20 protein-coding genes and 3 tRNA genes are annotated in these 26,379 nt (G+C 63.3%); 6 read left to right on the top strand and 17 right to left on the bottom strand.

Translation table 11 applies throughout. The features are described from left to right. The 4 genes from AC1DVM_RS09475 to AC1DVM_RS09490 form a co-directional block, all read left to right on the top strand. The coding region (locus AC1DVM_RS09475) for a hypothetical protein (protein WP_477253977.1) at positions 1-1,203 on the top strand (1,203 nt) is incomplete at its 5' end. Beyond that, positions 1,203-2,921: a hypothetical protein gene (locus AC1DVM_RS09480; protein WP_477253978.1), complete on the top strand. Its 1,719-nt coding sequence runs from the start codon at positions 1,203-1,205 to the stop codon at positions 2,919-2,921. The genes AC1DVM_RS09475 and AC1DVM_RS09480, both read left to right, overlap by 1 nt. Positions 2,922-3,689: 768 nt before the next feature. Next, positions 3,690-8,612 carry a hypothetical protein gene (locus AC1DVM_RS09485; RefSeq protein ID WP_477253980.1) on the top strand — a complete coding sequence of 1,641 codons (4,923 nt, stop codon included), beginning with the start codon at positions 3,690-3,692 and terminating at the stop codon, positions 8,610-8,612. Between the two features lie 622 nt (positions 8,613-9,234). Beyond that, positions 9,235-9,945, top strand: coding sequence for a hypothetical protein (locus AC1DVM_RS09490; protein WP_477253982.1), 711 nt, complete (start codon positions 9,235-9,237; stop codon positions 9,943-9,945). Positions 9,946-10,193: 248 nt separating this feature from the next. Here the strand turns inward: AC1DVM_RS09490 and AC1DVM_RS09495 are convergent, their stop codons facing one another. The 7 genes from AC1DVM_RS09495 to AC1DVM_RS09525 all read right to left on the bottom strand — a co-directional run bounded on the left by AC1DVM_RS09495 (position 10,194) and on the right by AC1DVM_RS09525 (position 14,891). Further along, positions 10,194-11,534: an IS701 family transposase gene (locus tag AC1DVM_RS09495; protein ID WP_477253984.1), complete on the bottom strand. Its 1,341-nt coding sequence runs from the start codon at positions 11,532-11,534 to the stop codon at positions 10,194-10,196. Between the two features lie 750 nt (positions 11,535-12,284). Then, positions 12,285-12,361: transfer RNA gene (locus AC1DVM_RS09500), tRNA-Arg, on the bottom strand. Positions 12,362-12,376: 15 nt separating this feature from the next. After that, positions 12,377-12,682, bottom strand: a complete 306-nt coding sequence (locus AC1DVM_RS09505) for an ETC complex I subunit (protein ID WP_477253986.1) — start codon at positions 12,680-12,682, stop codon at positions 12,377-12,379. A gap of 35 nt (positions 12,683-12,717) precedes the next feature. Then, positions 12,718-12,794, bottom strand: a tRNA-Pro gene (locus AC1DVM_RS09510). A gap of 124 nt (positions 12,795-12,918) precedes the next feature. Next, positions 12,919-13,383, bottom strand: a complete 465-nt coding sequence (locus AC1DVM_RS09515; RefSeq protein ID WP_477253988.1) for a DUF192 domain-containing protein — start codon at positions 13,381-13,383, stop codon at positions 12,919-12,921. Positions 13,384-13,389: 6 nt separating this feature from the next. Beyond that, entirely contained in the window at positions 13,390-14,007 is a 618-nt protein-coding gene (locus tag AC1DVM_RS09520) for a cold-shock protein (protein WP_477253990.1), read from the bottom strand. A 122-nt stretch (positions 14,008-14,129) separates the two neighbouring features. Further along, a complete protein-coding gene (locus tag AC1DVM_RS09525; RefSeq protein ID WP_477253992.1) occupies positions 14,130-14,891 on the bottom strand; it encodes an SIR2 family NAD-dependent protein deacylase in 762 nt (253 codons plus the stop codon). Between the two features lie 61 nt (positions 14,892-14,952). Between AC1DVM_RS09525 and AC1DVM_RS09530 the strand changes: the two genes are divergently transcribed. Further along, positions 14,953-15,930, top strand: coding sequence for a heparan-alpha-glucosaminide N-acetyltransferase (locus AC1DVM_RS09530; protein ID WP_477253993.1), 978 nt, complete (start codon positions 14,953-14,955; stop codon positions 15,928-15,930). A 3-nt stretch (positions 15,931-15,933) separates the two neighbouring features. Here the strand turns inward: AC1DVM_RS09530 and speB are convergent, their stop codons facing one another. The 3 genes from speB to AC1DVM_RS09545 form a co-directional block, all read right to left on the bottom strand. Next, positions 15,934-16,980, bottom strand: coding sequence for an agmatinase (gene speB, locus AC1DVM_RS09535; protein WP_477253995.1), 1,047 nt, complete (start codon positions 16,978-16,980; stop codon positions 15,934-15,936). A gap of 17 nt (positions 16,981-16,997) precedes the next feature. Beyond that, complete coding sequence (rocD, locus tag AC1DVM_RS09540) at positions 16,998-18,197, bottom strand: ornithine--oxo-acid transaminase (protein WP_477253996.1); 1,200 nt, start codon at positions 18,195-18,197, stop codon at positions 16,998-17,000. A 99-nt stretch (positions 18,198-18,296) separates the two neighbouring features. Then, complete coding sequence (locus AC1DVM_RS09545; RefSeq protein ID WP_477253998.1) at positions 18,297-18,800, bottom strand: Lrp/AsnC family transcriptional regulator; 504 nt, start codon at positions 18,798-18,800, stop codon at positions 18,297-18,299. Between the two features lie 190 nt (positions 18,801-18,990). On the opposite strand from AC1DVM_RS09545, the gene AC1DVM_RS09550 reads away from it, so the two are divergent. Continuing rightward, positions 18,991-19,620 carry a 2-dehydro-3-deoxy-6-phosphogalactonate aldolase gene (locus AC1DVM_RS09550; protein WP_477254000.1) on the top strand — a complete coding sequence of 210 codons (630 nt, stop codon included), beginning with the start codon at positions 18,991-18,993 and terminating at the stop codon, positions 19,618-19,620. 2 nt (positions 19,621-19,622) lie between these two features. On the opposite strand, the gene AC1DVM_RS09555 is transcribed toward AC1DVM_RS09550, so the two are convergent. The 7 genes from AC1DVM_RS09555 to AC1DVM_RS09585 all read right to left on the bottom strand — a co-directional run bounded on the left by AC1DVM_RS09555 (position 19,623) and on the right by AC1DVM_RS09585 (position 26,342). Next, on the bottom strand, positions 19,623-19,856 hold the full coding sequence (locus AC1DVM_RS09555) for a DUF6894 family protein (protein WP_477254001.1): 234 nt from the start codon (positions 19,854-19,856) through the stop codon (positions 19,623-19,625). A gap of 86 nt (positions 19,857-19,942) precedes the next feature. Further along, positions 19,943-20,017: transfer RNA gene (locus AC1DVM_RS09560), tRNA-Glu, on the bottom strand. 73 nt (positions 20,018-20,090) lie between these two features. Further along, on the bottom strand, positions 20,091-21,905 hold the full coding sequence (gene recJ / locus AC1DVM_RS09565; protein WP_477254002.1) for a single-stranded-DNA-specific exonuclease RecJ: 1,815 nt from the start codon (positions 21,903-21,905) through the stop codon (positions 20,091-20,093). A gap of 56 nt (positions 21,906-21,961) precedes the next feature. After that, positions 21,962-22,684 carry an SGNH/GDSL hydrolase family protein gene (locus AC1DVM_RS09570; protein ID WP_477254004.1) on the bottom strand — a complete coding sequence of 241 codons (723 nt, stop codon included), beginning with the start codon at positions 22,682-22,684 and terminating at the stop codon, positions 21,962-21,964. Between the two features lie 110 nt (positions 22,685-22,794). After that, positions 22,795-23,835 (bottom strand): LLM class flavin-dependent oxidoreductase, encoded by a 1,041-nt coding sequence (locus AC1DVM_RS09575; RefSeq protein ID WP_477254006.1) that lies wholly within the window; start codon positions 23,833-23,835, stop codon positions 22,795-22,797. A gap of 105 nt (positions 23,836-23,940) precedes the next feature. After that, entirely contained in the window at positions 23,941-24,939 is a 999-nt protein-coding gene (gene glpX, locus AC1DVM_RS09580) for a class II fructose-bisphosphatase (protein ID WP_477254008.1), read from the bottom strand. A gap of 80 nt (positions 24,940-25,019) precedes the next feature. Next, positions 25,020-26,342 (bottom strand): homoserine dehydrogenase, encoded by a 1,323-nt coding sequence (locus AC1DVM_RS09585; RefSeq protein ID WP_477254009.1) that lies wholly within the window; start codon positions 26,340-26,342, stop codon positions 25,020-25,022. Positions 26,343-26,379 lie beyond the last annotated feature (37 nt).

Raw genomic sequence — 26,379 nt, forward strand, 5'->3', positions numbered from 1 at the left:
CTTATCGACCGGCTCTGGCGCCTCCAGGACGACGTTGAGGCGGTCAAGGCGGAAGCGGAGCGGACAAAAGAACTCGCCCGGCAACTTGCGGCCGACGCGACCTTGGAGATCAGCAAGTCGCTGGACCAAGCTGCCGAGCGAGCGCAGCAGCGCGTGCGGGAGGCTGAGGATGCTGTTGCCGCCATCCTATTCTCGCCGCCTGTGGCGAGGATCGTGCGTGTGATGTCTGACGGCCGGACGGTGTGGGCTGCCTTCGAGGCCGGCCCCACGACCCCAAAGGCGGTGGCCGAGGCCTTCGGGAAGGCGCTGCCTCCGCTTCTTGCCATCCTAGGCGAAATCGGGATCGCGAGAGGTGTCGAGGCGCAGGCCGCGGCTTTATGCGGATCGGTCACCGATGCGCTTCGCGCGGGAGTCGACGTAGTACTTCCGTCAGCCGGCCTCCCAGAACTATCAGCCGCTTGCCATAACGCCTTGTCTCGCGGCGAGCTTCCGAATTCGTGCCCAGATGCGGGGCTGGTCACTACGCTGTTCGATTTGAGCGCCGACCTTAAGAGGCGCACTGAGTCGCTCGGGTTCAGCCAGGAATTCAAATCCCTGCAGGCGTCGCTCGTCGCCGCGATGGTTAGCCTTGCGGCACTTGGGGAGGCTCGCCGGGCCCTTGGTACGACATTGCCAGCGGGGGGATTGGCGGCTTGCGCTCTGCCCGGACCGGATGTCGCCCTCGTTTTGAGGCAGGTCGGACTTCGCCAAGCCCAGGTGCTGGACGCGCTAAGGCGCGTTGCGGACGAGGGCTGCGCACTGGCCGAACGGTTCGTCGTCCGCACACCTGAGCAGGCGAGCCGCGAGATGCTTCAGGCTGCACTCCGGCTCGCCGCGCACGCGATCGACCAGATTCCCGTCGTCACGCTGTTGGGACTGGCCGAGGCCGCGTTCACGGAGCTCTCCCGCAAGATCAGTGCTGTCGCCCTCCTGGTCCCCCAAAATTCCGACTCTTCAGCGGCACTCAACGTCCTTGCGGAGACGGTCGCGTCAGCTCCTGCGAAGATCGTCGAGCACCGCAACCTCCTCAGGACAAGTACCGGTAAGCTTCGACAAATTGCCGATGGTGCTGCTGCCGCCACCAGCGCGAGCCTCGCAGAGGCGGTCGCAGCAGCTCGGCGCGATGCGCAGCAGCGGTCCTGCTCGCTGCCGACGAAATCCTAGTGCGTGCGGAAGCGCTGCTCGCTGGGATTCTACACGACCTGATCGATGCCGAAGCGACTCCCGTGGTCAGCCTTGTATCCGTGGCAACGGACTTGTTGAAGCAAGCAGACGGTCTCCTGGCCTTGTTGGAGGTACCGTACGACGCGCTGATCGAGGCACGTGACCTCCTCACCAAGCAGATCACGGACCAGACCAATCCTATCGTGGTCAGGCTACTGACCGCCGCGGGAAAAAGGCTCCAGGATGGTCAGGACGTCGACCGTAAGGATCTCTTCATGATCAATCCGCGTGACAATGGGGGTGTGCGGATTGACGACTTTATCGCCGAACGAAATCTCATCCAGGGCGCGCGTGACCGCCTTGAAGCGGGAGATTCAGAAGGGGCGCTGGGAAGCCTCAGAGCGCTTGGGAAAGCATATAGCAAGCCCGCGCTAGTTGTCCTTGTAGACCGGTTCGCACGCATTGACGGAACATTCCTAAAAACTGTCGTCGTCGAGGCGCTAGATTTGCGGACACTCCGAGCGGAACTTGAGAAGCTCGTCCGGGACCTCGTCCCGACAAGGGCGACTCTCAGCTATGATCTTTCCGCCGAACTCGACAAGTTTCCAAAGGGCCAGGAGATCTTCGTCCCAGCCTCGGGCACCCGGCTCGACATTGCGGCCCGCACGGTCGTCGACTTGCGGATACCAAACAAGGCGCCGGAAATCCGCGTCGACGGCAAAGTTGGTCCCTTCAAAATTGCGCTGCTGGGCAAGTTCGAGGCCGTTATCCTCCATTTCCGCGGGCTTACCTTCCAGTCTGGAGGCGGACGGACTTCCAGCTTCGACGTGCGCTTCGACAAGGTCGAAATCGGCAAGCAGGCAGAGTTCCTCAAGCAACTCGAGTCCTACATCACGCCGAAGGGTGGCCGGCCACCGATCCGTCCATTGACGGATCGGCCCGGTATTGAGGCCAGCTACGGGGTCAATCTCGGCTCCTTCGGGGTCGGTACGCTCAGCTTCTCGAACGTCACGCTGAATGCGGGCGCGCGGCTGCCATTCACGCCCACCGAGGCTGAGTTCTTCGTCTCGATCGGCAGGCCCGATGCGCCGTTCCTGATCTCCTCGACCATCTTCGGAGGCGGCGGCTACCTCGCCCTGCTCGCGAACCCACAAGGCTTTGTGGGGTTGGAGGGCAGCTTCGACTATGGCGGCGTGTTCGCGTTCGGCTTTGGTCCTTTGACAGGCTCTGGTCAGATCACGCTCGGCGTATTCTTCCGGTCGGGTCGGGGGGACCCCCAGCCACAACTCGGCGTCAACTTCATCGCACGCGGCGCCGCGAACATCGCCTGCTTTGGCTTTTCGACCTCGCTGTTCGTCCGGCTTACTTCGAAGGATGGTGGGCCGATGCAAGGCCTTGCCACATATACATTCGGTTTTTCCCTCGGATTCGACGATATCGAGTTCAAAGTCGACGTCTATGTCAACCAGGGCGCATCAGTGGGCAAGGGCGGCTCGCCCGCGAATCAGGCCAACTTGCTCGAACTGCCTGCCTTCCTGCAGACCGAGTATGCCGCGCTCCCCGCATCCAAGAAAGCGAAGCCATCCGCGAAGCAGCCAGTGGTTAGCGCCGTCGCCGACGGGCCTGAATTGCGGGTGGAAGGACCCTCGCAGGAGGCCGACTGGTTCGGCTACCGGGGTCTGTTCGACCGTTCACTCTCCCCCCTCTACCCTATCTGATAGGACACCATGACCAAGCAATCGCACACCGTTTTGCACGAGGCGCTGGGTCCCACTCCAGCCAATACCGACCTGATCTCTGTCGGTATCGGCGTCCGCGTGGTGCCGGGTGGCWTTGTCGACGTCAATGGCGTTCATGCCATACAGGCCACCCTTATCTTGGCACCAATCGCGGCTCCTGCTGCAGCCAGTGCGTGCGGCGCCTCAGTGGACCTCGCTAATTGGCCAGAGGCCGTCGAGGTTCTGCTAACCGAAACCGATGTCGTGAGCCCGTCCGCCGTACAGGCCGGGCAGTCGAACTTGCGCATCCTCCTCTCGCCTGTCACGGATGGCCCCTTGGTGCCAGCGCCGGATAGGGTGACGAAACTCGATGCATTCCGGGCGATGTTTCACCAGCAGAGTTCGACCGGCGTCAGCGATATGGGGAAATGGCGACAACAACGCCGCAGAGACATAACCGACATCGGCGAGATGTGGCGTCGTCTTATGGCACCGAATGGTGATAAGGACTGGAAGGCGCTTGCGGATGCTCTCTCCATTACGCCGGGCAAGACGCTCACTGATCTCAGCAGACCGTCGACCGATGGTGGTAGAGCGCCTCCGGACATCCGAAGCGTGGGCCGTGGCGAAGCCGCACTCCTCTTTGGGCTTGAGCGTGCAAGCAGCCTCGTCGCGAGGCTTAAATTGGCTGACGACGAGGCATGCACCGCCCGGGCCGTCGAATGCAACCTGGGCGCGCCACGCGTCCCGCCCCAGCAAAGGACGTCCTTGACGGACGCAGACCGAGACGCCGCTGCTGCGACCCGCTCGACCACCACCGCTGCAACCCAAAAGAAGGCGGCCGCGGCCCTGACCCAACTCCGAGAGGCTGGCCTGAGCCGTGCCGCCTTGGCCGAACGATTCGGTGCCTACCTCGATTGCCTCAGTGCCAGCCAGTCCTCCGAGTGCATCGCCAAGGCCGCGGACGGCGACACGGAAGCAGTTGCCGCAGCCCTCGCGAGGAGCCTAGGTCGCCACGAGGACGCGGCGAAGCCGGTCCCACCCGATGATAATCGGCTTGCCAACTCGGAACGCAAGCGAAGGGCTGCTGAGGAGGCACCGCTCACCCGTCTGCGCAGCATCCAGTCGCAGCCATCTCTTGCAAGGCTGTTCAATCTCGTCGTGGACATCCTCATCCCCTATTCGGCCTTCGAGACGGCTGCGGGATCGGCCAAGCGCTATTTGGAAAGGCCTAGCATCGAGGGGTTCTCGCGCTTCGCCTTCCTATCTGCCGCCATCGAGTGCCGAGGCGCTACGCGGCGTACCTGGACAACTACGAAGATCCGCCTCCTGGACGACGTCAGAGATCACGGGACGCCGGATGCATGGGCCTGCACGCGGGCGGAACTAGATTTGTTCGCAGCCATGTCGGATGATGCGCAGCGAACAAGTCGAGACCAGTTGATCGCCGCGGGTGCCCTGCCCCAGATCGACGGGGTAGTCGACCTCGGGGCCGCACGCGTCGTCGGCGGTCGGCGCGAACCTCGCTTCGACATCGTCACTCTCGACCCCGTGCAGGCGGCAGAGGCGCGCCAAACTGCCGAGACCGGGCAGGCGGGCCCGCGACGCGATCTCCTCACGCTGCGCAGCGTGGGTATGGCCCTCGTTGACCGGTGGCGCGAGACGTCGGCGCTAGCTCAGGCGCTGGGGAGCATCAACCGCCTCGCCGGCGGCGAAGAGACTATCATCGACGCCGAGGATCTTACCGTCGGGCATCGCCTCGATGTAGCAGTGCTGGACCGCAAGGAAAAGGTTCTTCGGTGGCGCTCGCTGTGTGACCGCACCATCCTCTTCGACGAGACTCGCGGCGCAGCCGGAGCGTCACTCGGGAATTCCGAGATCGAAGCCCTGCTCAAGCGTGCCATTCCAGACCCAACGACGCGAGCAGATCTGGACGCAGCCTCTGTCGTCCTCTCCGCACGGCTCACCGACGCAGACGGCGACAATAAGACCGCTCATGTCGATGACATAGTCGGTACTTGGACAGGATCCCCGCTCGGGATCGACCTGAACAGCATCCCAGTGAAACTGAAGGACGCCGACGCATTACGCCTCGGACAAACCTACCGTATCAGAGGGCGCCCCGGGGCAGCCGCGGCCACGCGCATACCAGTACTCGCCTTCGGTGGAGGCTATCACTTCGGTCTCACGCCCCGACTTCAAGGTGGGGTCGCTCGACGGCTCGCTGGCGGCGAATGCTACGAGCGAGCCGGGGAAAACCGCTCGGCTCTCCCTGCACGCGAAGATGGCCCCCGCCGCTTTCTGCGGCACGAGAGGATCGAGGCACCGCTGGTCACAACCCCTCTCGGCATTCTGCAACGGCGTTTTGACGGTCTAGAAGACGGCTTGCACGAGTCGGCCCGCACAATTTTAGTACGCTCGCGGTTCGCGGACAAGGATGGTGCCTCGAGGCCAGCTGATTCGTTCGACGGGTCGTACCGCGTTGTCATCCCGCCGTCAGTTTCGCCGACCTTTGCCGACCGCCATGAAGTCTTCGAAGCTCTGAGGCCAGACAGCCTCGTCAGCTACGGCGCCTCGGGTCCGGCCTCAGGACAGCGCAGGTGGAATGGCCCGCCAGACGGCCTTGAGGACGTCGACTACGACTCCGCGGCGGGCGGGTTTCCAGTTTACGGCTTTAACCGCACGAGCGGCGGGGAGGTCGAGCCAGACATGCCGGGGGAGGCAATAATCCGCCCGCGCCAAGCCGGAGGTGCGGGACGACGCGACCCCTACTACCCGGATCCGGCTGCCCGGTACATCGTGGTTGCGGCGAGAGACCTTTCGGGGCGCCTCCTTCCCGGCGCTCCGCTCGTCGTTCCCGTGAGGACGGAGGGAATGACGTTCCCTAGGGTGCGTCCGATAGCCATCGACGTTGTCCCTGATCGGAACCGTTCGGATAAGCCCCTGACGCAGGAGCGCATCCTCGGGCTTGAGACAGAGGCCCGCACTCTGATTCGCGGCGGTGCCGCACTGTTCACCCATCCGCGCCCGAAGCTGGCAACCGTTCGAGTGGGCGGGGAAACGCTCACGCGGAATGGATCGGGAATCGCAGCCTCCCGGGTCGAGGTGAGACTCGAACCGGGAGACAGCTTGGAAATCGACCTGTGGTGCCTGCCGGACGTGGATGACCTCGCGCGTTGGTTCGATTTGATAGAGACGAGCGCACTGCTCGTCGCCCACGACCCCAAGGTTGGCGCAACTTGCTACGATTGCAACGGTTTCGATCGCCGGCTGGCGCTCCTCGGATTACCACAACTGAATCGCCTCATTGATCTCGCCGGGAAAAACCGGCTGGAGGTGGATGCGCTGATCTGTGCTGCCAACCAAGACCGTATCCCTCGCGGAGCCGTTCGGTGCATGGCACAGTTGGCCCATACAACCATCCTCGCGCGACCGACGCCCGAAGTCGCCGCCCGTGTCACTGTCACAGTGACACATGCCATCGACCGCCCCCTGCGCGCGCCTGCCTTGGCCCGCGCTGTCGCCGCACCTAGGCGAGCTTTCCCGTTGCCCCCGCGCCAGGATCGGCCACTCCCGACGGTGTCAACCGTCACAATCCACCGCCTTCTGGACGAGGCGAGAAACCGAGCCCTGGCGTTCCCCGGGGTCCCCGACGGAGCCCCTCCGGTTCCGGCGTTCGAGGACGAGGCGACCAACCCCCTGATCCTCGGCGCCGTAGACGTCGACGGCCCGACCACCGGGTTCTTTGAGATCCGAGCCGAAGCGGAGTGTCTTGTCTCAAGCCAGTTTGACGACGAACGCAGGCGGCGCACCGACTCCGAAGTCGCGCGTGGTCTCTGGCCGCGTAGCGCACTGACAGGAGAAAGGCTAACTCCTTTCGACGTCTACGGGTTCGAGGTGGCTGCGGACGGTACTGTCAAGTTGCCGCGCGAAACCGCGACGCTACTTCGTGCAGATGACTCGATTCCATTCCCGTTCGAGATCGGCCGGGGCGGGCTCACAGCCCGCGACCTACGGGGGGTGCAGCAACCGCCGCGGGAGGCGAGCCCAGCACCGGGACAGCCGCCGAACGAGGCGAAGAAGGAGGATGAACCGCATAGAAGTCGCTCATCGCAGCCCTTCCGTATTGGCGATACGAAAGCGCGCATTCTTATGCTTTCGGCCGTGGCCGGGTCACGCACGGCTTGGTGCTTCCGCCAGCCGAATGATGACGTCATCGCGGAGGCGGATGCGACGCGTAAATCCGATCCTATCCGCGTCGCACTGCAGGCCACGAAGGCGCCGGCGAAGGTTTCGCCTCTGACAGTCCTGCCGGCATTTCGGCTCGTGCCTGAGGAGTCGACGAACGACAGGGTCACCTCCATCCAAAGGCAGGTGCGTCTCAGGATCAGAATGCGGCGCCCTTGGTTCAGCTCGGGCACCGGCGAACGCCTCGGCATCGTGCTCTGGCCGCCCGATATCGGGCGTCAGCGGATCGACGCATCGGGCTCACGGGTGGCTCGCGATTACGATGTCGCGGGGAACGCGCTTCGCGACATGGATCTGGAAGCGTTTAATGACGTCGATCTGGGTCCCGGAGGCCCTTACGTCACCCGCTGGGGGGGCGACCCGATTAAGGGGCCTCAGGGCCAAGTCAGTTGGTTGATGCCGCCATCTGCCTTCGCTGACCTCGCAGGCGCCGCCGTACACGATGATTCCATCTCGGTAGGACCAAATCGGTTCCGACCCGAAGACCAGGGCGCGGATGCGGTCGACGTTGCCTACGTGCCGCGCGTCTCGATGCCGGTCCCTTCCGACCCGGCAGGGACGAATACGGCAACCCAGATGGAGGTAGCGCTCCTGACCTACCGCCCGCGTTTCGACGTCGATCAGGAGACCTGGTATTGCGATGTCTCCCTGAATCCCGGAACTGTGCCGGAACCATTCGCTAGGCTAGGGCTCGTCCGATACCAGCCGAACGCGCCCGCTCACCTTCGCACGTCCGAACCGGTCGTGGAGTGGGTCCAACTCCTGAACGAGCGGAAGGTCACGGTTGAGGTCGACCGCGATAATCCGGCACTTGTCCACGTGCGGGTGGACGGAACCGGGCGGACCCATGCGCCGATCGATCCGGCAGGCTACGACCCGGCGCGCGTTGAGTGCTGGCTTCATCGGCCCATCATGAAAGTGTCCATCCTCCGCCGGCGGCGAAACGGAATCGAGGAGGCCGCCAAAATGGCAGAGGGTCCTGATGGCGCACGCCCTGGGTTCAGCCGACGGGCCGAGCGCACCTGGGTGCCCACGACGCAGACCGAATGGTCCTCCTTCCTCATGGATTGGGACGATACGCTGATATTGGGTTCGTACTGCGCCTCTCCGGGCCGCGGCGCGTCTGCCACCCCGCAGTCCCCGGGGCCGATGGAGCGGGCCGAACACGCTTCACGGGCCTACGCGGCTATTCGGCCCGACGTGCCCGGTTGCTCCGGCATGGTCATGTCGTGGAGCACACGGTTTCTGATCGCAGGCGACCTCCTAAAGCCTCCCCCCGGGGAGAGCTATTCCGTTCTCGTCGAAGAAATTGAGCCGATGCCGCCGACAACGTACTCGGATGAGCCGATCGCGTTGGATAGGCCTCCCCCAGCCGGCCGGACAATCGTCGCCGTCTCTGGCCCGCGCTTCGCGGCTCGGGTGCCCATCGGCCCAAGTAGTTGAATGGTGCCCCACTTTACGCCGTGTCTGATGAGAAATGGACCGAATGCTGGCTTCAAAAAGCTTCAGCTTGGCCAACTGTTAGGGAAGCGGACAAGTTATTCGGACTGTCAAAGGGTTTCCCCTGCGAACTCCAAGAGATCCACTGAATCGACAGGGTCGTGCGTCTCTGCAATGCGCCAAATGGCTATGGAACTGTGAAGGGGCGCCTCACTGCACTGTACGACTCGGTCCAAGGCTTTGGAGATCAAATGCCTTCAAGAAACAGCCACTATCTTATCCTTCGGGCGGGCATTCTGTCGGCAAAAACCTGAACGGCTGTTGCGATATCTCTTCGGTCCCCCGAGACCGAGATTATCTGCACGACGCGCATAGCACATTTATTATTTCGGCGGCTTACTATAGCTATTGCCTCTTCGCCGAGTTTTTGCTCTGCGCGGGGTCTCAACATTATTGACACTACGAAGTGAGTACGACCGAAGATAGTAGCTCGTAGCGTATGCCGCCACGCGATACAGTTGTCACTTCTCAGGACGCACAATAAGCTTTCTACTAGGCGATGTAGTACTTTTCGTCGACCTTACATCATCTGGCAACAACAAACTGGTCCGCGAGGGAACCTCCTATGACACGAGTTCCACACGATATTCCATCTATCCTATGTGTGGCTCTTCTGACAGCTGCACTGGGCCCGGTTGCGACCGCATCGGCGGAAACGCTCTCACTTCAAGTGAAGTCGTATATTAGTTCGGTAAATCTTCTTGATCCGAATCAATTCGATCCAGATGCCAAATCCTGTCAAGCTGCTATGGCAGCGTTGGTCAATTGCGGGACTCTCAATGAGGATCCTCCAGATGGAAAAAAGGCATCCAAAGATTATCGCTTGTGGTCGGAGGTGACCATTGATGCTACGTGCTCGGGTAACAAGCTATCGAAGTGGGACATGAAGCCAGTCCAGCAGGATTTTGGATCGGAGTTCGTAATTTTTTCRACAACTGGAAACTTAGCCAAGCCGCTGACCGCGACTCCCGCTTTAAAGGGATCAACTCCGACCGATAAGGTCGATTTTGGATACCGCTTGCGTGGCCAGCCGAATCAAGCTGGCATTGACGTGATGAACAAAGTCAAACCGCGCACCTGCAGCTTCATTTGGCATGAGGTAGCGGGAACGTTGAGCTGCCAATCTGGCAAACCCGTTCTCACCGCAAATTTGAACGGCAGCAAGTTTCCCTCCCACCGTTTGTGGTCAGCGGGGCAGCCAATAAAGCAAAATCAACAGGGTCCTTTCAAAAACCTTTGGAAGTGTAGCCCCACGGATCCTTTGATGGTTCAATGACCAACCGACGGCAGGTTCGATCATTGTTCTCGCTCAAAGCCTCGAGCCGTCCGACTGGCACAATTTTCGAGAAAAGCTGTACCCATCGTTCGGCTGCCCGGACCGAGAGAAGCGGCGTCAGTTTATTCCGGGAAAATGCCCCTAGGTGGAGTACAAGGAAGCTATCACTGCGCAACCGAGTGATGCTTCCCATACGCTTCCCAATCGAGGCTTCTGGGAAGCTTGCCTTGAAGCTACAAGAACTAACACTACTTTGGGAGATTCATTCGCGGATATGGCGGAGCCGTATTCGGCAGTGCGGACATCGTAGGAAGATCGGCGCGGGGGAAAGCGCTGTTATGACGGCGCGTCGAATGGCTGGCAGTGTCGGTTGCGGTGGGCCGTGACGGCTTCTTTTTTTCCCGCTTCGCCTGCCGCAGGCGCTGATGTTGAAGAAATGCGTACGCGATCATGATCATGAGCGTATGTCGGTGCAACCCCTGCCATGATCGCCCTTCGAAATGATCGAGACCGAGTTCTTCCTTCATTTGCTGATGGGCCTGCTCGCACACCCAGCGCGCCTTGATGGTGGAAGCGAGTGTCTTCAAGCCCGCCTCCGCTGGCAGATTGGAAAGATAGTACTTGCGCTCGCCTGACGAGCGCCATTCGCCGATCAGCCATGCCTCTTCGCCCGGCATGTGCTGCTGACCTCTGTCGAGGATGCGTTGAGGTTGCCCGTCAGCAATACGAACACGCAGGGCGGCGAAACGAACTGTCAGAGAGCCTTTTGTGCCGCGACGCCAACTGACTTTCTTCCACACTGCCGCTGAAAGCCTGGTTTCAGCCGCCACCGAGAGGATGTCGGGGATCGGGTTCTTGCGCGGCCGTCCACGGTCTGCGACGGGGAAGATCAATGAAACGTCTGCCGGATAGACCTTCTGATGCTTGGGAATGCCCACGGCCCAGGTAAGGCCCCGCGCGCTCAAGCCCTGGCGAAAGGGCGCCGACAGACCATAGCCGGCATCGGCAAGAACGGTGCCGAAGCGCAGGTCGGCTGCCATCAGGCGGTCGATCTCCTCGAGCGCCATCTCGGGCTTGCTACGGAAATGCCGATTCTGTGCGGGAACGCCGGCCTTGATCATTCGAGTGGGATCGCTCGTCCAGCTTTCCGGAAGGAACAGGCGCAACCCCACGGCAACGGGGACCTCATCGCGGGCGAGCGTCAGCGATACCAGCGTCTGACAATTGGCTCTCTTGCCCAGCATGGACGCATATTGCGGAGCGACGCCGACCGAATGCTCACCCTTCTTGGGCAGGCTCGTATCATCGATCACCAGAAAGGCATCTGGAGCACCGACAAGACGATCGGCCTGCCGAGCCAACTCCTCCTCAAGCGGGGCTGCGTCCCAAACGCCGCCCGAAATGAAATGATGGAGCCGGTCGTAACGCTCGGGCGCAAAACGCGCCGCCATCGGCTCCATGCTCTTGCGATCGCCAGGCCCGATCAGACCCGTCACATAGAGGGGACACATCTGCCGCCGTTTCTTGTGACCCAGCTTCTCAACAAACGGTTTAAGCCAATCCGTCAGTGCAGCATCCCATTCCGCCATCGCTTTGCGCTCCTGAAACAGCGCAAAGCATCACCGCTCGTCGTAACCAATCCGTTAATCTACCAAAGTAGTGCTAAGTTGTTGATTTGGAATGGTACAGCCGCCCGGCTTGAACGGGGGACCCCCAGATCCACAAACAGCAGCTTGACCCGCAGCAGGCGCAGCGCACTTCCTAAGGTGTCAGAAGCTCTAGTCGTTTAATCGAAGTGGGCGCGAACGGCGCTTGGAAAAGATCACGCTCGGCGGCCGTCGCCATCGCCGGTCCGCAGATATGACGCGACGACGGTCGGCCCTTCGGTGGCGTTCCGGGCCACCAGCCCCGAGAAGAACCGGAGAAGATCAGATGCCTTGCGCTAGCAGACCGCGATCCACCTAAATCTTTGAAAAGATTGGTGGGTGCACAAGGGCTCGAACCTTGGCCCGCCGATTAAGTCTACTCCGCAAAGCGCCTGTCTGTTTTGGCTCAGATTTTGCAGTCTCCGATATCGCTCGGCAGCTAAGCGTTGAAGCCGGATCGCACTTCTGCAGCATCCAGTGCCGTGGCCAGCGAAAGTCGTCAAAGCATAGCTCACTGCCCTCAGAAATCCCCTGTGCGACAGGAACGAGCTAGTGAGCGTCTCGCGGTTAGTAATTATTTATTCCTGCTGAAAATAGAAGGCAGCTTCGGCCACCGGTTACCCCCACCGTTACCCGAGAGACAGAATGCATAAATCAATTTCTTAAATCTTCAACACAACTATCTGATTTTATTGGCGACCCCGCCTGGGCTCGAACCAGGGACCTACTGCTTAGAAGGCAGTTGCTCTATCCAGCTGAGCTACGGGGCCGCGAAGGCCGGGGGCCTAGTGGGTCCAGGGGCCGACCCGGTTGAACTTGAAATTGTCCGAATAGGCCATCGGACGCCGCTTCACTTCCTGCGGTTCCTCGACGCGATAGGCGATGCCTTCGCGCTGGGCATAGGCTTCGGCTTCTTCGCGAGTGTCGAACCACAGGCGGAGCTGCTGCCGCGTGTCGCCGGAGCTGGTCCAGCCCATCAGGGGCTCGATCTCACGGGGATTGGCCTGGTCGAAGGCGAGCAGCCACTGCTTCGTGCGGGCCATGCCGGACTGGGTTGCGGATTTGGCCGGCTTGAAAATCCGTGCTGCCATCGATTCGGCTCTCTCACATAATCCATCGGCAGAGATGGTCGGGGCGGCAGGATTTGAACCCGCGACCCTCTGGTCCCAAACCAGATGCGCTACCAGGCTGCGCTACACCCCGATGTCTCTCAAGCCGTGACGTTGCCTAGTGTTTTTTCCGCGGGGCCGCAAGCCCCTCGCTCGTATGAAGTGAGTATAACGGACGGGAAGCGAGCGGGGTCCCGGCAGCGGCGGCCCTTGCTGGATCAGCGTTTGAATAGCGGGTGCTCGATCCGGTCGCCCGCCTTGATGCCGAGCTTGGCGGCCGTGCCCGCATTGAGTTCCAGCACCGCGAGAACCGGTTCGCCGGAGGGAATGGTTCGGGTCGAGAGCGGTTCGGTATTGGCGGCGATCCGCGCAACGGTGCCGTCCTGCCGGACGAATAGCATGTCGAGCGGCAGGTAGGTGTTTTGCATCCACATGCTGACCGGCCCGACCTTGGCGAAGTCGAACAACATCCCCTGGTCGGCCGGCATGGCGCGACGATACATGAGCCCCTGCGCCCGGTCCGCATCGTTGCGGGCCACCTCGACCTTGAAGTTCTGCCGCTGGCCGCCCTGGGTCGCAATGGACAGCGCTTCGAGCGCCTGCGCATAGGCCAAGCTTGCGGAGGCCAGCAATGTCAGGCCGACGATGGCGGACGCGAAGCGTCCCGGGAGGCTGATTGTCATGAGAAATCAGTGCGAATGGGGGAGCGCGGTATCGGCGAGCCGAACCTCGGCGGCCATGAGGCCCTTCGAGCCATCGCCGAAACGCACGAAAACCTGATCGCCAGGCTTCAATTCCATGATGCCGTAGCGCCGCAGCGTTTCCATATGGACGAAAATGTCCGGCTTATCCTCGCCCTGCGTGAGGAAACCGAAGCCCCGCAGGCGGTTGAACCATTTCACCGTCGCGGCTTCGAGCCCGCTGGTCGCGACCACCTGCACGTGGGTGCGGGGCAGCGGAAGCTCGGACGGGTGAAGAGCAGTGGATTCGTCGAGGGAAACGACCCGGAAGGCCTGGAGGCCGCGGGGCCGCTGAACCGCCTCGACCACGATCCGCGCGCCCTCGTTGGCGATCTGGTAGCCGTCGCGGCGCAGGCAGGTGACATGGAGAAGGACGTCAGGCAGGCCGTTATCCGGCAGGATGAAGCCGAACCCCTTGGCCACGTCGAACCACTTGATCCGACCGCTCACCTGGATCAGATCCAGCGAAGGCTCCGCGGGCGTATCCCGCGCGACCTCGCGATGGCTGTGATCCTGAGATCCATCCTCGCGGAGGTCGAATGATCGTGACCGAAAATCGCTAGCCATGTACAAACCCGAACTCAAAACAAAACGCCGATTCTGAAAAGCAGGATAACATCGTCCTGTCTTAGCGAAAGCCCAGAAACGCGCTTTGACGGCCGAACTTTGCCAAGCATACGCGAATCACCTCAAAGATCATTGGCAATTTTGGACAGGATCGGGCCGATTTCCCCAGCAATTACAATGTCGGCCAGGTCATCCAAAGGGGTCGGCTCCCGGTTGACGATCACCAGGCGCGCCCCGTTTTCCTTCGCCAGCGAGGGCAGCGACGCGGCCGGATACACGACCAGAGACGATCCCAGAACGAGAAAAAGGTCGCTCGCCAGAGCCAATTCAAGGGCCGCGCGCATTCTCCCGGCGGGCATTGCCTGTCCAAACGAAACGGTGGCCGATTTCACGATCCCGCCGCAAGCCTGGCAGCATGGCGCCTCCCCCGTCGCCTCGAAACGGGATCTGATGTCCGGCAGTTCGTGCCGCGTACGACAGTCGAGGCAAACCGCGTAGGTGCCGTTGCCGTGAAGCTCGATGACCTGGTCGTCCGAAAGACCGGAGGCCTGGTGCAGATTGTCGATATTCTGCGTAATGACCGCCGGCATCTTGCCGGTTGCCACCAGCGCCGCGATGCCGTGGTGCCCTCGGGACGGCGCGGCATCGCGATAGAGATCGTCCATCGTGAACTTCCGCCGCCACGCTTCCCGGCGCGCGTCCGGGCTTTGCAGGAAAAGCGCGAAGGGAATCGGCTTGTTCTTCATCCATGGGCTGTCGGGGGAGCGGAAATCGGGCACGCCGCTTTCAGTCGATATCCCCGCGCCGGTGAACCCCGCGATGGTGCGGGATCCCCGGATCATGTCCTGGAGCACTGCGATTGACGTGGCGAGGGGATCGGGCATGAAGCTAATATAGGCGTACGGATTTCCGGGTCACGCCGCCATCCTCGAGACGGATCGTACCTTGGACAAACCGCCGCTGACCGCCCCTACCCTCGCCCGCCGCCGATGGGATGTGATCGACGTGGCGCGCGGCGTCGCGATCCTGGCGATGATCCTCTATCATTTCGGCTGGGACCTGAGCTTTCTCAAGCTCATCGAGACCAACGTACTGGCCATGCCGGCCTGGCGCTGGTTCGCACGTGCGATCGCCGGGTCGTTCCTGTTTCTCTCCGGCATCGGGCTGGTGCTGGCCCACGGACAGACGATCCGGTGGCAGCCGTTCTGGCGGCGCTTCGGAATCGTCGGCGGGGCGGCCCTGCTGGTGACCGTCGCGACCTGGTTGGCATTTCCCGACAGCTACATCTTCTTCGGCATCCTGCACTGCATCACCCTGTCGAGCGTCCTCGCGCTGCCGTTCCTGCGCGCACCGATGCCGGTGACGCTGGCTGTGGCGGTCTTGGTTCTGGCAGGGCCGCTGATCTTCACCGCTCCGGCACTCGACGCGCCATGGCTCGACTGGCTCGGACTTGGCGCGCTAGACCCCGTCGCGAACGATTACGTCCCGGTTTTCCCGTGGTTCGCCTTCGTGCTGCTCGGCACGGTTTTCGCCAGACTCATGATGAAGGATGAGCGGCCGCGCCTTCCGGCATGGCAGGCGTCCGGCAAGCTCTCGCGGGCCGTCATCTGGGCCGGACGGCACAGCCTGCCGATCTATCTGCTCCACCAGATCGTGCTGCTTGGAGCCCTCTCCGGCATCCTCCAGATCGTTGGGCCGAACCCCGTCGCCGAGGCGCGGCCCTTCACGGCCGGATGCGAGGCAAGCTGCGGGCAGCAGGGCGCCGCGGCCGCCACGTGCCAGGCGCTGTGCTCCTGCATCGTCGAGAACCTGCGTCAGGATGACAGTCTGTGGGCCAGGGTCCGCGCGAACGACGTGGACGAGGCCGAGCGCCTTCGCGTATCGCGCCTGACGCAGCAATGCCTGCGCCAGCCTTCGCCGTGAAGCTCAGACGACGTTGAGGCGCCTGTCGCCGGCGTCGTCGCCCCGCTCAGAGCGGGTTTCGGCCAGCAGGCAGAGAAGTTCGAACGCGATGGAGGCGCCCACCAGCGCCGTGTTGCCGGTCTGATCGAGCGGCGGAGACACTTCCACCATGTCGGCGCCCACAAGATTGAGATGGCGGAACCCGCGCACCAGTTGCAGCGCCTCCCGGCTCGTCAGCCCGCCGATCTCCGGCGTTCCGGTTCCGGGCGCGAAGGCAGGGTCGATGGAATCGATGTCGAAGGTGAAATAGGTCGGAGCGTTACCGACGACCTTGCGCGCTTCCGCCACTGCGTAAGCGACCCCCTTCTCACCGACCTCTTCCATGTCGATGATGCGGATGCCCTGATCGAGCGCCCATTGGCGCTCATCTGCCGAATACATCGTGCCGCGAATGCCGATCTGAACCATGCGTTTCGGATCGAGAACGCCGTCCTCGATGGCGCGGCGGAACGGCGTGCCGTGGGTCAGCTTCTGCCCGCCGAAATAGGTGTCGCCGGTGTCGCTGTGCGCATCCACATGGATAAGCCCGAGCGGCTGCTTGGCGCCAAGCGCGCGCAGGATCGGGTAGGAGATAATGTGATCGCCGCCGATCGAGAGCGGCGTGATGCCGGCCTTGTGGAGGTTGCGGATATAAGCCTCGATGCGACCCAGCGTGTCTTCCACATTGATCGGATTGATCGGGATATCGCCGATATCCGCGCAGGCGCAGAGATCGTAGGGCGCGACCAGCGTGCCGTAATTGACGAGCCGCATCAGCGAGGACGCCTCGCGCACCTGACGCGGGCCAAGCCGTGTGCCCGGCCGATTGGTCGTCGCGCCATCGAAGGGAATTCCGAGCAACGCGATATCGATTTCGCCGAGCGCCTGTTCGGGCTCGATATGCGGCAGCCGCATGAAGGTGGAAATGCCGGCAAACCGCGGCACCACCATGCCGGAGAGCGGCTGGTAGGATTCGAGATGCTTCGTGCGGGTGGCGTCGACGGGCGATGTCTTCTTCGCAATGCGGGTCATCAATCTGGTCTTTCGGGTCAATGGACGGCGCGGGAGAAGACGCGTTCGACGCGCTCCATGCCCCAGTCGATCTCGTCGCGGGTGATGGTCAGTGGGGGTGCGAAACGCAGCACGGTGCCGTGGGTATCCTTCGACAGAACGCCTTCTGCGAGAAGCGCGTCGCAGATGATGCGGGCCGACACGACGGTGGGGTCGATCTCGACGCCGACCCAGAGGCCCTTGCCGCGCACGTCGGTGACGATGTTGCTGCGGATCGCGCGCAGGCGATCCTTCATGTAGGCGCCCATTTCGGCGCTGCGCTCGACGAGTCCCTCGTCCTGAATGATCGCCAGTGCCTCCGATCCGATGCGGGCCGCCAGCGCATTGCCGCCGAACGTGGAACCGTGCGAACCGGGATCGAAGACGCCCATCACGTCCCTCGTGGCAACGAACGCCGACACGGGATAGACGCCGCCGCCGAGCGCCTTGCCGAGGATCAATCCGTCGGGACGGATGCCCTCATGATCATGGGCGAACCAGCGACCGGTGCGGCCGAGACCGGACTGGACCTCGTCGAGGATGAGAAGCACATTCTGGCGGTCGCAGAGCGCGCGAAGTTCGCGCAGGTAACCCTCGGGCGGCACCACGATGCCGGCCTCTCCCTGGATCGGCTCGATGAGAATCGCGCAGGTATTCGGCGTAATCGCCTCCGCCACTGCCTTGGCGTCGCCGAAGGGCACCGGGCGGAAGCCGCCGTCGAAGGGGCCGAAATCCCGACGATAGGATTCCTCCGAGGAGAAGCCGATGATCGTGGTGGTACGCCCGTGAAAATTGTTTTCCGCCACAATGATTTCGGCGCGGTCCTTCGGAATGTTCTTGAACCTGTAGCCCCAGCGCCGGGCGGCCTTGATGGCGGTTTCAACCGCTTCGGCGCCGGTGTTCATGGGCAGCGCCATGTCGAGACCGGTGACCTCGACGAGACGCGCGAGGAACGGCCCCAGAAGCTCCGTGTGGTAGGCCCGGCTGGTCACCGCGAGCTTGCTCGCCTGCTCCATCATGGCCTTCAGGATGCGCGGATGTGCATGGCCGAGGCTCACGGCCGAATACGCGCTCATCATGTCGAGGTAGCGCTTGCCCTCGACATCGGTCACCCACACGCCCTTCGCCTCGCGCAGCACGACGGGCAGGGAATCGTAATTCGCCGCGGTGACATTCTTTTCGAGAGCAATACTGTCCATGGTCGGCCTCCATGGAGAAGCCTAGCGGTCAGGCGATCCCGATGGGGCTGAATTCCTGCCCCGGCCCAGCCAATTCGGCTGTGACTCGCACAGACCGGGTCAATCCCGGCTGTCGCCCACCGGATAGGAATCGAAGCTCTTGAGCGTCTTCAGCACGAAAGTGGTGTGAATGCGCCCGATTCCGAAGCCGGGATCGGCCAGGAACGCCTCGGTCAGCGCCTCGTAGGATTGAAGCGATGGGGCGACGATCCGCGCCACGTAGTCGTTCTCGCCATTGACGACCTGCAACTCCACGATGGACGGGTGGGCGCACAGGGCGCGCTCGAGGCGCTGGCGAGCGGCGCTCGACGGGTCCCGCATGGTGATTCCCGCAAGCGCGATGATGTCGTGGCCGAGAGCCGCCGGCTCGATCAGCGCCGTGTAGCCGCGGATGACGCCTTTCTGTTCCAGCCGCTTCACGCGCTCCAGACAGGGCCGAGGCGACAAACCCACCTGCTCGGACAGGGCCTGATAGGTCATGCGCCCGCTCTTGGACAGCGCCTCGAGAATCGAGAGATCGATCCGATCCAGTGCGACTCTTCCGTGGCGTGCGGGCGGCTTCATGGCTCTTCTCGCAGAGAGGCTCGTCGGTCCATGCGGAAACGACGCGCCGGGGCGTTGTGGGCGTCTCTAGCGCAGCGCCCGGAATCAATCAAAGGCGAAGAAGCGCCGGCGAGGCGGCATTCCGGTTGAATCGCAGGCCCGGTCAGCCGAGTATGAGGGAGCGGCCCGGATTTTGCCGCGGGAGAACCTCATGTTCCTGCGTGAATGCCTCGCCGACCTTCCCCTCGTTGCCATCCTGCGGGGCCTTCGTCCCGAAAATGCCGAAGCGGTCGGATTGCGGCTCGTCGAGGAGGGCTTTCGGATCATCGAGGTGCCCCTCAATTCGCCGCAACCCTTCCGGAGCATCGAGATTCTCGCCAAAACGATGCCCGAAACCGTTCTCGTGGGCGCCGGCACCGTCCTCGATCCCGACGATGTGAATGGCGTTCTGGACGTGGGCGGAAAGCTCATCGTGATGCCCCATGCGGATGTGGCGGTGATCGCGCGGGCCAAGGAGCTTCGGATGGTGTGCACGCCCGGCGTCGCGACGCCCACGGAGGCTTTCGCCGCGCTCAGAGCCGGCGCGGACGGGATCAAGGTATTCCCCGCCGAGGCAATGCCCCCGCAGATCGTGAAAGCGTGGCGCGCGGTGCTGCCGCCGGAAATCATCGTCCTGCCGGTGGGCGGGATCAGGCCCGAATCCATGAAGGCCTATCTGGACGCCGGTGCGACCGGATTCGGTCTCGGCTCCGCGCTCTTCACCCCGGCCCTGTCCGTTGACGACGTCGGCCGGAACGCCCGCGCTTTCGCGAGTGCGTGGAAGGCCCTTCGCCCCGCTTGAAATCAGCGCGAGCGGGAGCCTCGCTGGCCCCGGAAAAACGGCACCGTCAGCAACCGGCGTCCGGCTTCGTCGGCGATCTCCAGCTCGATATTTCCCGCATCCGAGAGTTGATCGCGCAGCTCCTCGACCGTCGCGAGGGCTTCGGCGCGCGCTGCGTCGAGATCGGGAAGCTCGATTCCCTCGTCGTCCTCGTCAAGGTCGTAGCCGTCGCGGATGTTGAAGAAAAAGCGGGGCATGGCGGCACTCGGTCTCGCAAGTTCAGGTTCGGTGTCGAACCGACTCGAAGCCTGATGGGAAGTTCCGATTCCGTAAAGGGAAATAGTGGCGCGGCCTAGGGGAGTCGAACCCCTCTCCCCAGCGTGAAAGGCTGGTGTCCTAACCGATAGACGAAGGCCGCGGATCGGGGCTAAGCCGCCGAAGTGGGCGGACATATAGATGGGTTCGCGCGAGGGGGCAAGCGCAAGAATGGCCTATTCTGGCTTCGCCGCATCCATAATTCGCAAGGCCACTTTTTCACCGCCGCCCCAGCGATCGATGGACAGCGTTCCTGCGATGTGAAGACTAGCCCCTATGGCGCCCGAGAGCATTTCGCCGAGCGGTTGGCCGGCCGCCCGAAACGCCACGCCGCCGATGAACGAACCGTCTCCCGCCCGCAATTTCACCCTCACATGGCCGCCGCTGCCGACCTCTCTGGCTTCGACCACGCGATGATTGGCGAAGACGAAAATGGGCTCCGGTTGCGCCGAGCCGAACGGCCCTGCCCGCTCCAGCGCCTCCACGACGCTGGTCTGCGCGCCGCCGGCGGTGAGCGTCGCGTCGACGGCAAAATGATCTTCGAGAAGCGCCAGACCGACGCGCTCGGCAAGCTTCTCGGCGATGAATTCCCGAAACGCCGGCAACTTCGCCGTCTCGATGGTGACGCCCGCCGCCATGGTGTGACCGCCGCCCTTGATGGCGATTCCCGATTCGACGGCGGCCCGGACGGCGCTGCCGAGATCCACTCCCACGACCGAACGCCCTGAACCGGTGGCCGTGCCATCCTCATTGAGCGTGAAGGCGAAAGCCGGCCGACGGAAACGCTCCTTCGTGCGCGCCGCGATCAGGCCCACGACCCCCGGATGCCACGCCCCCGACGACGTCGTGACGATCGGCAGATCCGGTGCGGATTCGAGGGCGAACAGCGCCTGTGCCTCGGCCTCCGCTACCGCCTCCACCTCGATCGCCTGCCGCTCCCGGTTGAGCGCGTCGAGTTCGCCCGCGAGCCGGGCTGCCAGAATCGGATCTTCCGTCAACAGCAGGCGCGAACCCAAAGCCGCATCGCCGATCCGCCCCCCTGCGTTGATCCGAGGGCCGACGAGAAACCCGAGATGCCAGCATTCCGGCGCGCCCGCGAGGCCCGCCACGTCGAGCAGCGCCGAGAGCCCCGGCCGACGTCGGCTGCGCATGATGGCGAGGCCTTGCCGCACGAAGGCGCGGTTGAGGCCGACCAGCGGCACCACGTCGGCGACCGTCGCCAGCGCCACGAGATCGACGCTGCCCAGCAGATCCGGCTCGGGCCGGCCCTGGAAAAAGCCCCGTGCCCGCAGAGCGCGGTTGAGCGCCACCAGCGTCAGGAAGACCACGCCGGCGGCACAGAGATGGCCGAGGCCCGAGAGGTCGTCGAGCCGGTTCGGATTGACGATCGCCACGGTCTCGGGAAGCCGCTCCGGCGCCTGGTGGTGGTCGAGGACCACCGCATCGAGGCCGAGATTCTTCGCCTCGGCCAAGGGCACGATGCTCGCCGTCCCGCAATCCACCGTCACGAGGAGGCCCGCGCCCTGATCCTTCAGCGCGCGAATGGCCTCGACATTGGGGCCATAACCTTCCGTGATGCGGTCGGGGATATGGATGATGTAATCGACCCCGCAGGCGCGGAGATATTCCGCGAGCAGGGATGCGCTGCACGCCCCGTCCACGTCGTAATCRCCGAAGATCGCCACTTTCTCGCGAGCGATCACCGCGTCCGCCAGCCGGTTCGCCGCGATCTCCATGTCGGTCATCACGTTGGGATCCGGCATGAGATCGCGTAGGCGGGGATTGAGGAATCCATCCACGTCGGCAATGCCGACGCCACGTCCGGCGAGCACACGGGAAAGGACGTCCGGCAGTCCATGGGTCTGCGCAATCGCCAGCGCGATCGCACCCTGCGCCGCGTCGCAGCGCTCCGTCCATTTTCGGCCGAGGGCCGAGCGGGCGACGCCGAGGAAGGGACGGGAAGGCGAAAGGGGGAATGCTGATTCGTTCACCGCACCACCTTAGCGATCAATGGACGCAAAAGAAGGCGGCAGCCGAAGAACCCGGCCTATCCGCTTTGCGCAACGCTCTCCGGGCTGCGGCAGATCTGTGCGCCTATTCCGCCATAAGCCTGCCGGTAATCGGCAAGATGGAGCGCATCGGACATGCTCCCGGCCTTCGCAATGCCGAATTCCGCGGAGCGAAATGCAGTGAACGGATCGGCGTACTCGCAGCTCAGGGAGCCGCAAAGCTCTCGCAGACGCTGCGAGTAGGTCTGGATGGCCAAGACATCGAAGTGACCCCGCAATTCCGTTCCGACCGGAGGGATGGCGTTGACGATGACCCGGGCGGAGACGGATTGAAAGCGCCGGACAAGGGTTTTGACTGCCCGCTCGAAGGCATCCCGGTTTTCGGCATTCCCGGGCGCCTTCTTGAGAAGAAGATCGTTGGTGCCGATCGTCAAAACGACGACCGCCGGTCGGGTCGGAAAGGCGACGGACCGCATGAGCTCCGAATAGGTTTCGACCGCGGCGCCGCTGATGCCGCCATTCACCGTCTTTCGGCCACATGGAATGTAGTCCGGTCCGAACAACTCGGCGTGCGAGTCACCGGCGACGAACACGTAGCCCCCCGGCATTTCGGCCAGGTGCCGCCGGATGACCTCCACCAGCTGACGCCCGTAGGTTTCCGCGTTGAGCCTGGGTTTTGGAGCCAGATAGGCGTGAGCGCCCGCGCCGGCGAGAACGGCGGTCAGCGCGAAGATGACGATCTTGAAGCAGCGCCTGAGCACGTGGGAACCCGAATGGCCCGCCAAAACCGGCAGCCGTTTTCGAAGCCCTCGTATATGTTATTTCATCACATCACAACTGCCGGTTCGGGGAGGACTCTCAGCTGCGACCCTCACCGCTTCTCCGCGATCCTCTGGCGGACCAAGGGCGCGACCTTGGTCCCGTATAATTCGATCCCACGCATGAGCTTGGCATGAGGCATCGTGCCGATCGCCATCTGCAGCAGGAAACGGTCGTTGCCGAAGATTTCGTGCATGGCGACGATCTTGGCAGCGACGGTTTCCGGATCGCCGACGAAGAGCGCGCCGTGCGGCCCGCGAGCCTCGTCGAAATGGGCGCGGCCCGTCGGCCCCCAGCCGCGCTCTCCGCCGAGACGATTCATGACCTCGGTATGCGGAGCGTAGAAAACGTCCGCCGCTTCCTCGGACGTCGCGGCGACAAAGCCATGGACGTTGAGACTCGTGGAAAGCGTCTTGGGGTCATGCCCGGCCTTCAGCGCGGATTGACGGTAGAGGTCGAAGAAGGGAGCGAAACGGGCGGGCTCCCCACCGATGATGGCGAGCGCCAGCGGCAGCCCGAGGGTGCCTGCGCGCACGACGGATTGCGGCGTGCCACCGACAGCGATCCACAGGGGCAGCTTTTCCTGAACCGGTCTCGGATAGACGCCGCGATTGTCCAGCGCCGCCGTGTGGCGGCCACCCGGCCAGGACACTCTCTCGCCCTCGCGCAGCCGCATGAGGAGTTGCAGCTTCTCGGTAAAAAGCGTGTCGTAGTCATTGAGATCATAGCCGAAAAGCGGAAAGCTCTCGATGAAGGAGCCACGGCCCGCCATGATTTCCGCACGGCCGTTCGAAATGAGGTCGAGGGTCGCATATTGCTGGTGGACGCGCACCGGATCGTCCGAACTGAGGACCGTCACCGCGCTCGTCAGCCGGATGTTTTTCGTCCGCGCCGCGGCGGCCGCGAGGATCATGGCGGGGGCGGACGCGACGTAATCCGGGCGGTGATGCTCCCCGAGGCCGAACACGTCGAGTCCGACCTGATCGGCGAGTTCGATCTCATCGAGCAGTTCGCGGACCCGGCGCTCGGCGGCGGCCCCCGATGAGGCGTCCGAGAGAGCGATATCGCCGAAGGTGTAGAGGCCAAGTTCCATGAGTGCCCTGATCGATTCTTCGATTGTGGGAAATCCGTCCGATACGCGTCCGCGGTCGGGACGCCAGCCTGTGCGCCCTGGAGCGTCAGGCTGGCTGATATCCGCCTAGTCGAGATGGAATTTCGACAATTCGCGGTGTTCGCCGTAGATGCGCCGAACCGTGCCGGTGGCCGACCGGTAGACAATGGTTTCGGTTGTGATGACGTTGCCGCCGAATTTCACGCCCTTGATGAGGCCGCCATCGGTCACGCCGGTCGCCGCCACGATCACGTCGCCGCTCGCGAGGTCCTTCATGTCGTATTTGCGGTTGGGGTCGGTCACGCCCATCTGCAGCGCGCGGCTGCGCGTTTCCTCCGTGTCGAGGATCAGCCGAGCCTGCATCTGGCCGCCGATGCAGCGGAGCGCGCCCGCCGCCAGCACGCCTTCGGGCGCGGCGCCGATGCCCATATAGATGTCGATGCCGGTTTCCTGCGGCTGGGTGGTGAAGATCACCCCCGCCACGTCGCCGTCCGAGATCAGGCGGACGCCGACGCCGAGCTTGCGGATAGCCGCGATCAATTCCACGTGGCGCGGACGGTCGAGCACCAGCGCCGTCAACTCGCTGACCTTGACGCCCTTGGCCTTCGCCAGATTGTTGAGGTTCTCCTCGGGCGAGGCATCGAGGTCGATGGTGCCCTGCGGATAGCCGGGGCCGATGGCGATCTTGTGCATGTAGACGTCGGGAGCTGCCAGCAGCGTGCCGGATTCCGCCATGGCCATCACGGCGATGGAGCCGGGCATGTCCTTGGCGCAGAGGGTCGTGCCCTCCAGCGGGTCCACCGCGATATCGACCTTCGGGCCGTTCTTGTTGCCGACCTTCTCGCCGATGAAGAGCATCGGCGCCTCATCGCGCTCGCCTTCGCCGATCACGACCGTTCCGTCGATGGGGAGCTTGTTCAGCTCCCGGCGCATGGCGTCCACGGCCGCCTGGTCGGCGGCCTTCTCGTTGCCGTGGCCGCGCAATCTGGCGGAGGCGACCGCCGCGCGTTCGGTGACGCGCACGAGTTCGAGCGTGAGGATGCGTTCGATCAATTGGCCCGGTTGAACCGTAATACCCTGCGACATGGACGTGCCGTCTCCCTTTTGCGCTCAGAGCCTCGCGGCTTTCCGCGCTTTAAAAATGGCGAGCTTACGCTCGTTTTGAATTATTCGCGCTCGATCCGGATAACCTGGGGCGCCTCGGCGATAAGGCCATCCCCGGCAATCTTGTCGACCGCCGACCGGATGGCGGCTTCCGTTGCCGCGTAGGTGATCAACACCAGCGACACCGGAGCACCCGACCGGCCGTGCTTATCCTGATTAGCAGCTTTCTCGGATCGCTTCTGCAGAATGCTTTCAAGCGAAATGTCCGCCTCGGCCATCCGCGTGGCGACGCCGGCCGCGACGCCGGGCCGATCGGGGATAGTCAAACGAATGTAATAGCCGCCTTCATGCCGCTGCATCGGCGCGCGCGTCGCCTTCTCGAGGCTTTCGACCGCGCAGCCGAAGGGATAGCGGGCTTTGCCCAGAACCACGTCGGCAATGTCCGCGACCACCGCGGACGCGGTCGCATCGCCCCCCGCCCCCGGGCCGATCAGCGTGAGTTCCTTCACGGCATCGGCATCGATCGTCACCGCGTTGGTCACCCCCATCACCTGGGCGATGGCCGAAGATTTCGGCACCATCGTGGGATGGACCCGTTGCTCGATCCCCATTTCGGTGCGCTCGGCGACGCCGAGCAGCTTGATGCGAAAGCCCAGTTCCGACGCCATGACGAGGTCGAGGGGGGTGATGGAGGAGATGCCCTCCACATAAATCGCGTCCGCGTCGATCTCGGTCTCGAAGGCAAGGCTCGTGAGGATCGCGAGTTTATGGGCTGTGTCGAAGCCCTCGACGTCGAAAGTCGGATCCGCCTCCGCATAGCCGAGCCGCTGGGCATCCTTCAGGCATTCCTGAAATGTCAGGCCCTCGAGCTCCATCCGCGAGAGAATGTAGTTGCAGGTGCCGTTGAGGATTCCGTAGAGGCGCGAGATCGCATTTCCGGGCAACGCCTCTCGCAGGGTCTTGATCACCGGAATGCCGCCCGCCACCGACGCCTCGAAGGCGAGCGCGACGCCCTTCTCCTCGGCCAGCCGGGCAAGCGCCATGCCATGCTTGGCCAGCAGCGCCTTGTTGGCGGTGACCACATGCTTGCCTGCCCGCAAGGCGGTCTCCACGACCGCCCGGGCGGTCCCTTCCGAACCGCCGACCAGTTCCACCACGCAATCCACCTCGTCGGAGGCAGCGAGCGCGAGCGGGTCCTCGAACCAGCTATAGGCCGAGAGATCGAACCCGCGATCCTTGGACCGGTCGCGCGCCGAGATCGCCGTCACCTCGACCGGGCGGCCATGGCGGCTGGTCAGGATGGCGTTGCGGCGGGCGAGGATCTGAATGACGGATGCGCCAACGGTGCCAAGGCCGGCGATGCCGACCCGTAGAGGACGTGTCACGGACAGAAGCTCCTTTGGAAACCCGCGATGTGTTTAC

The organism is Microvirga sp. P4_A5, assembly GCF_056402495.1.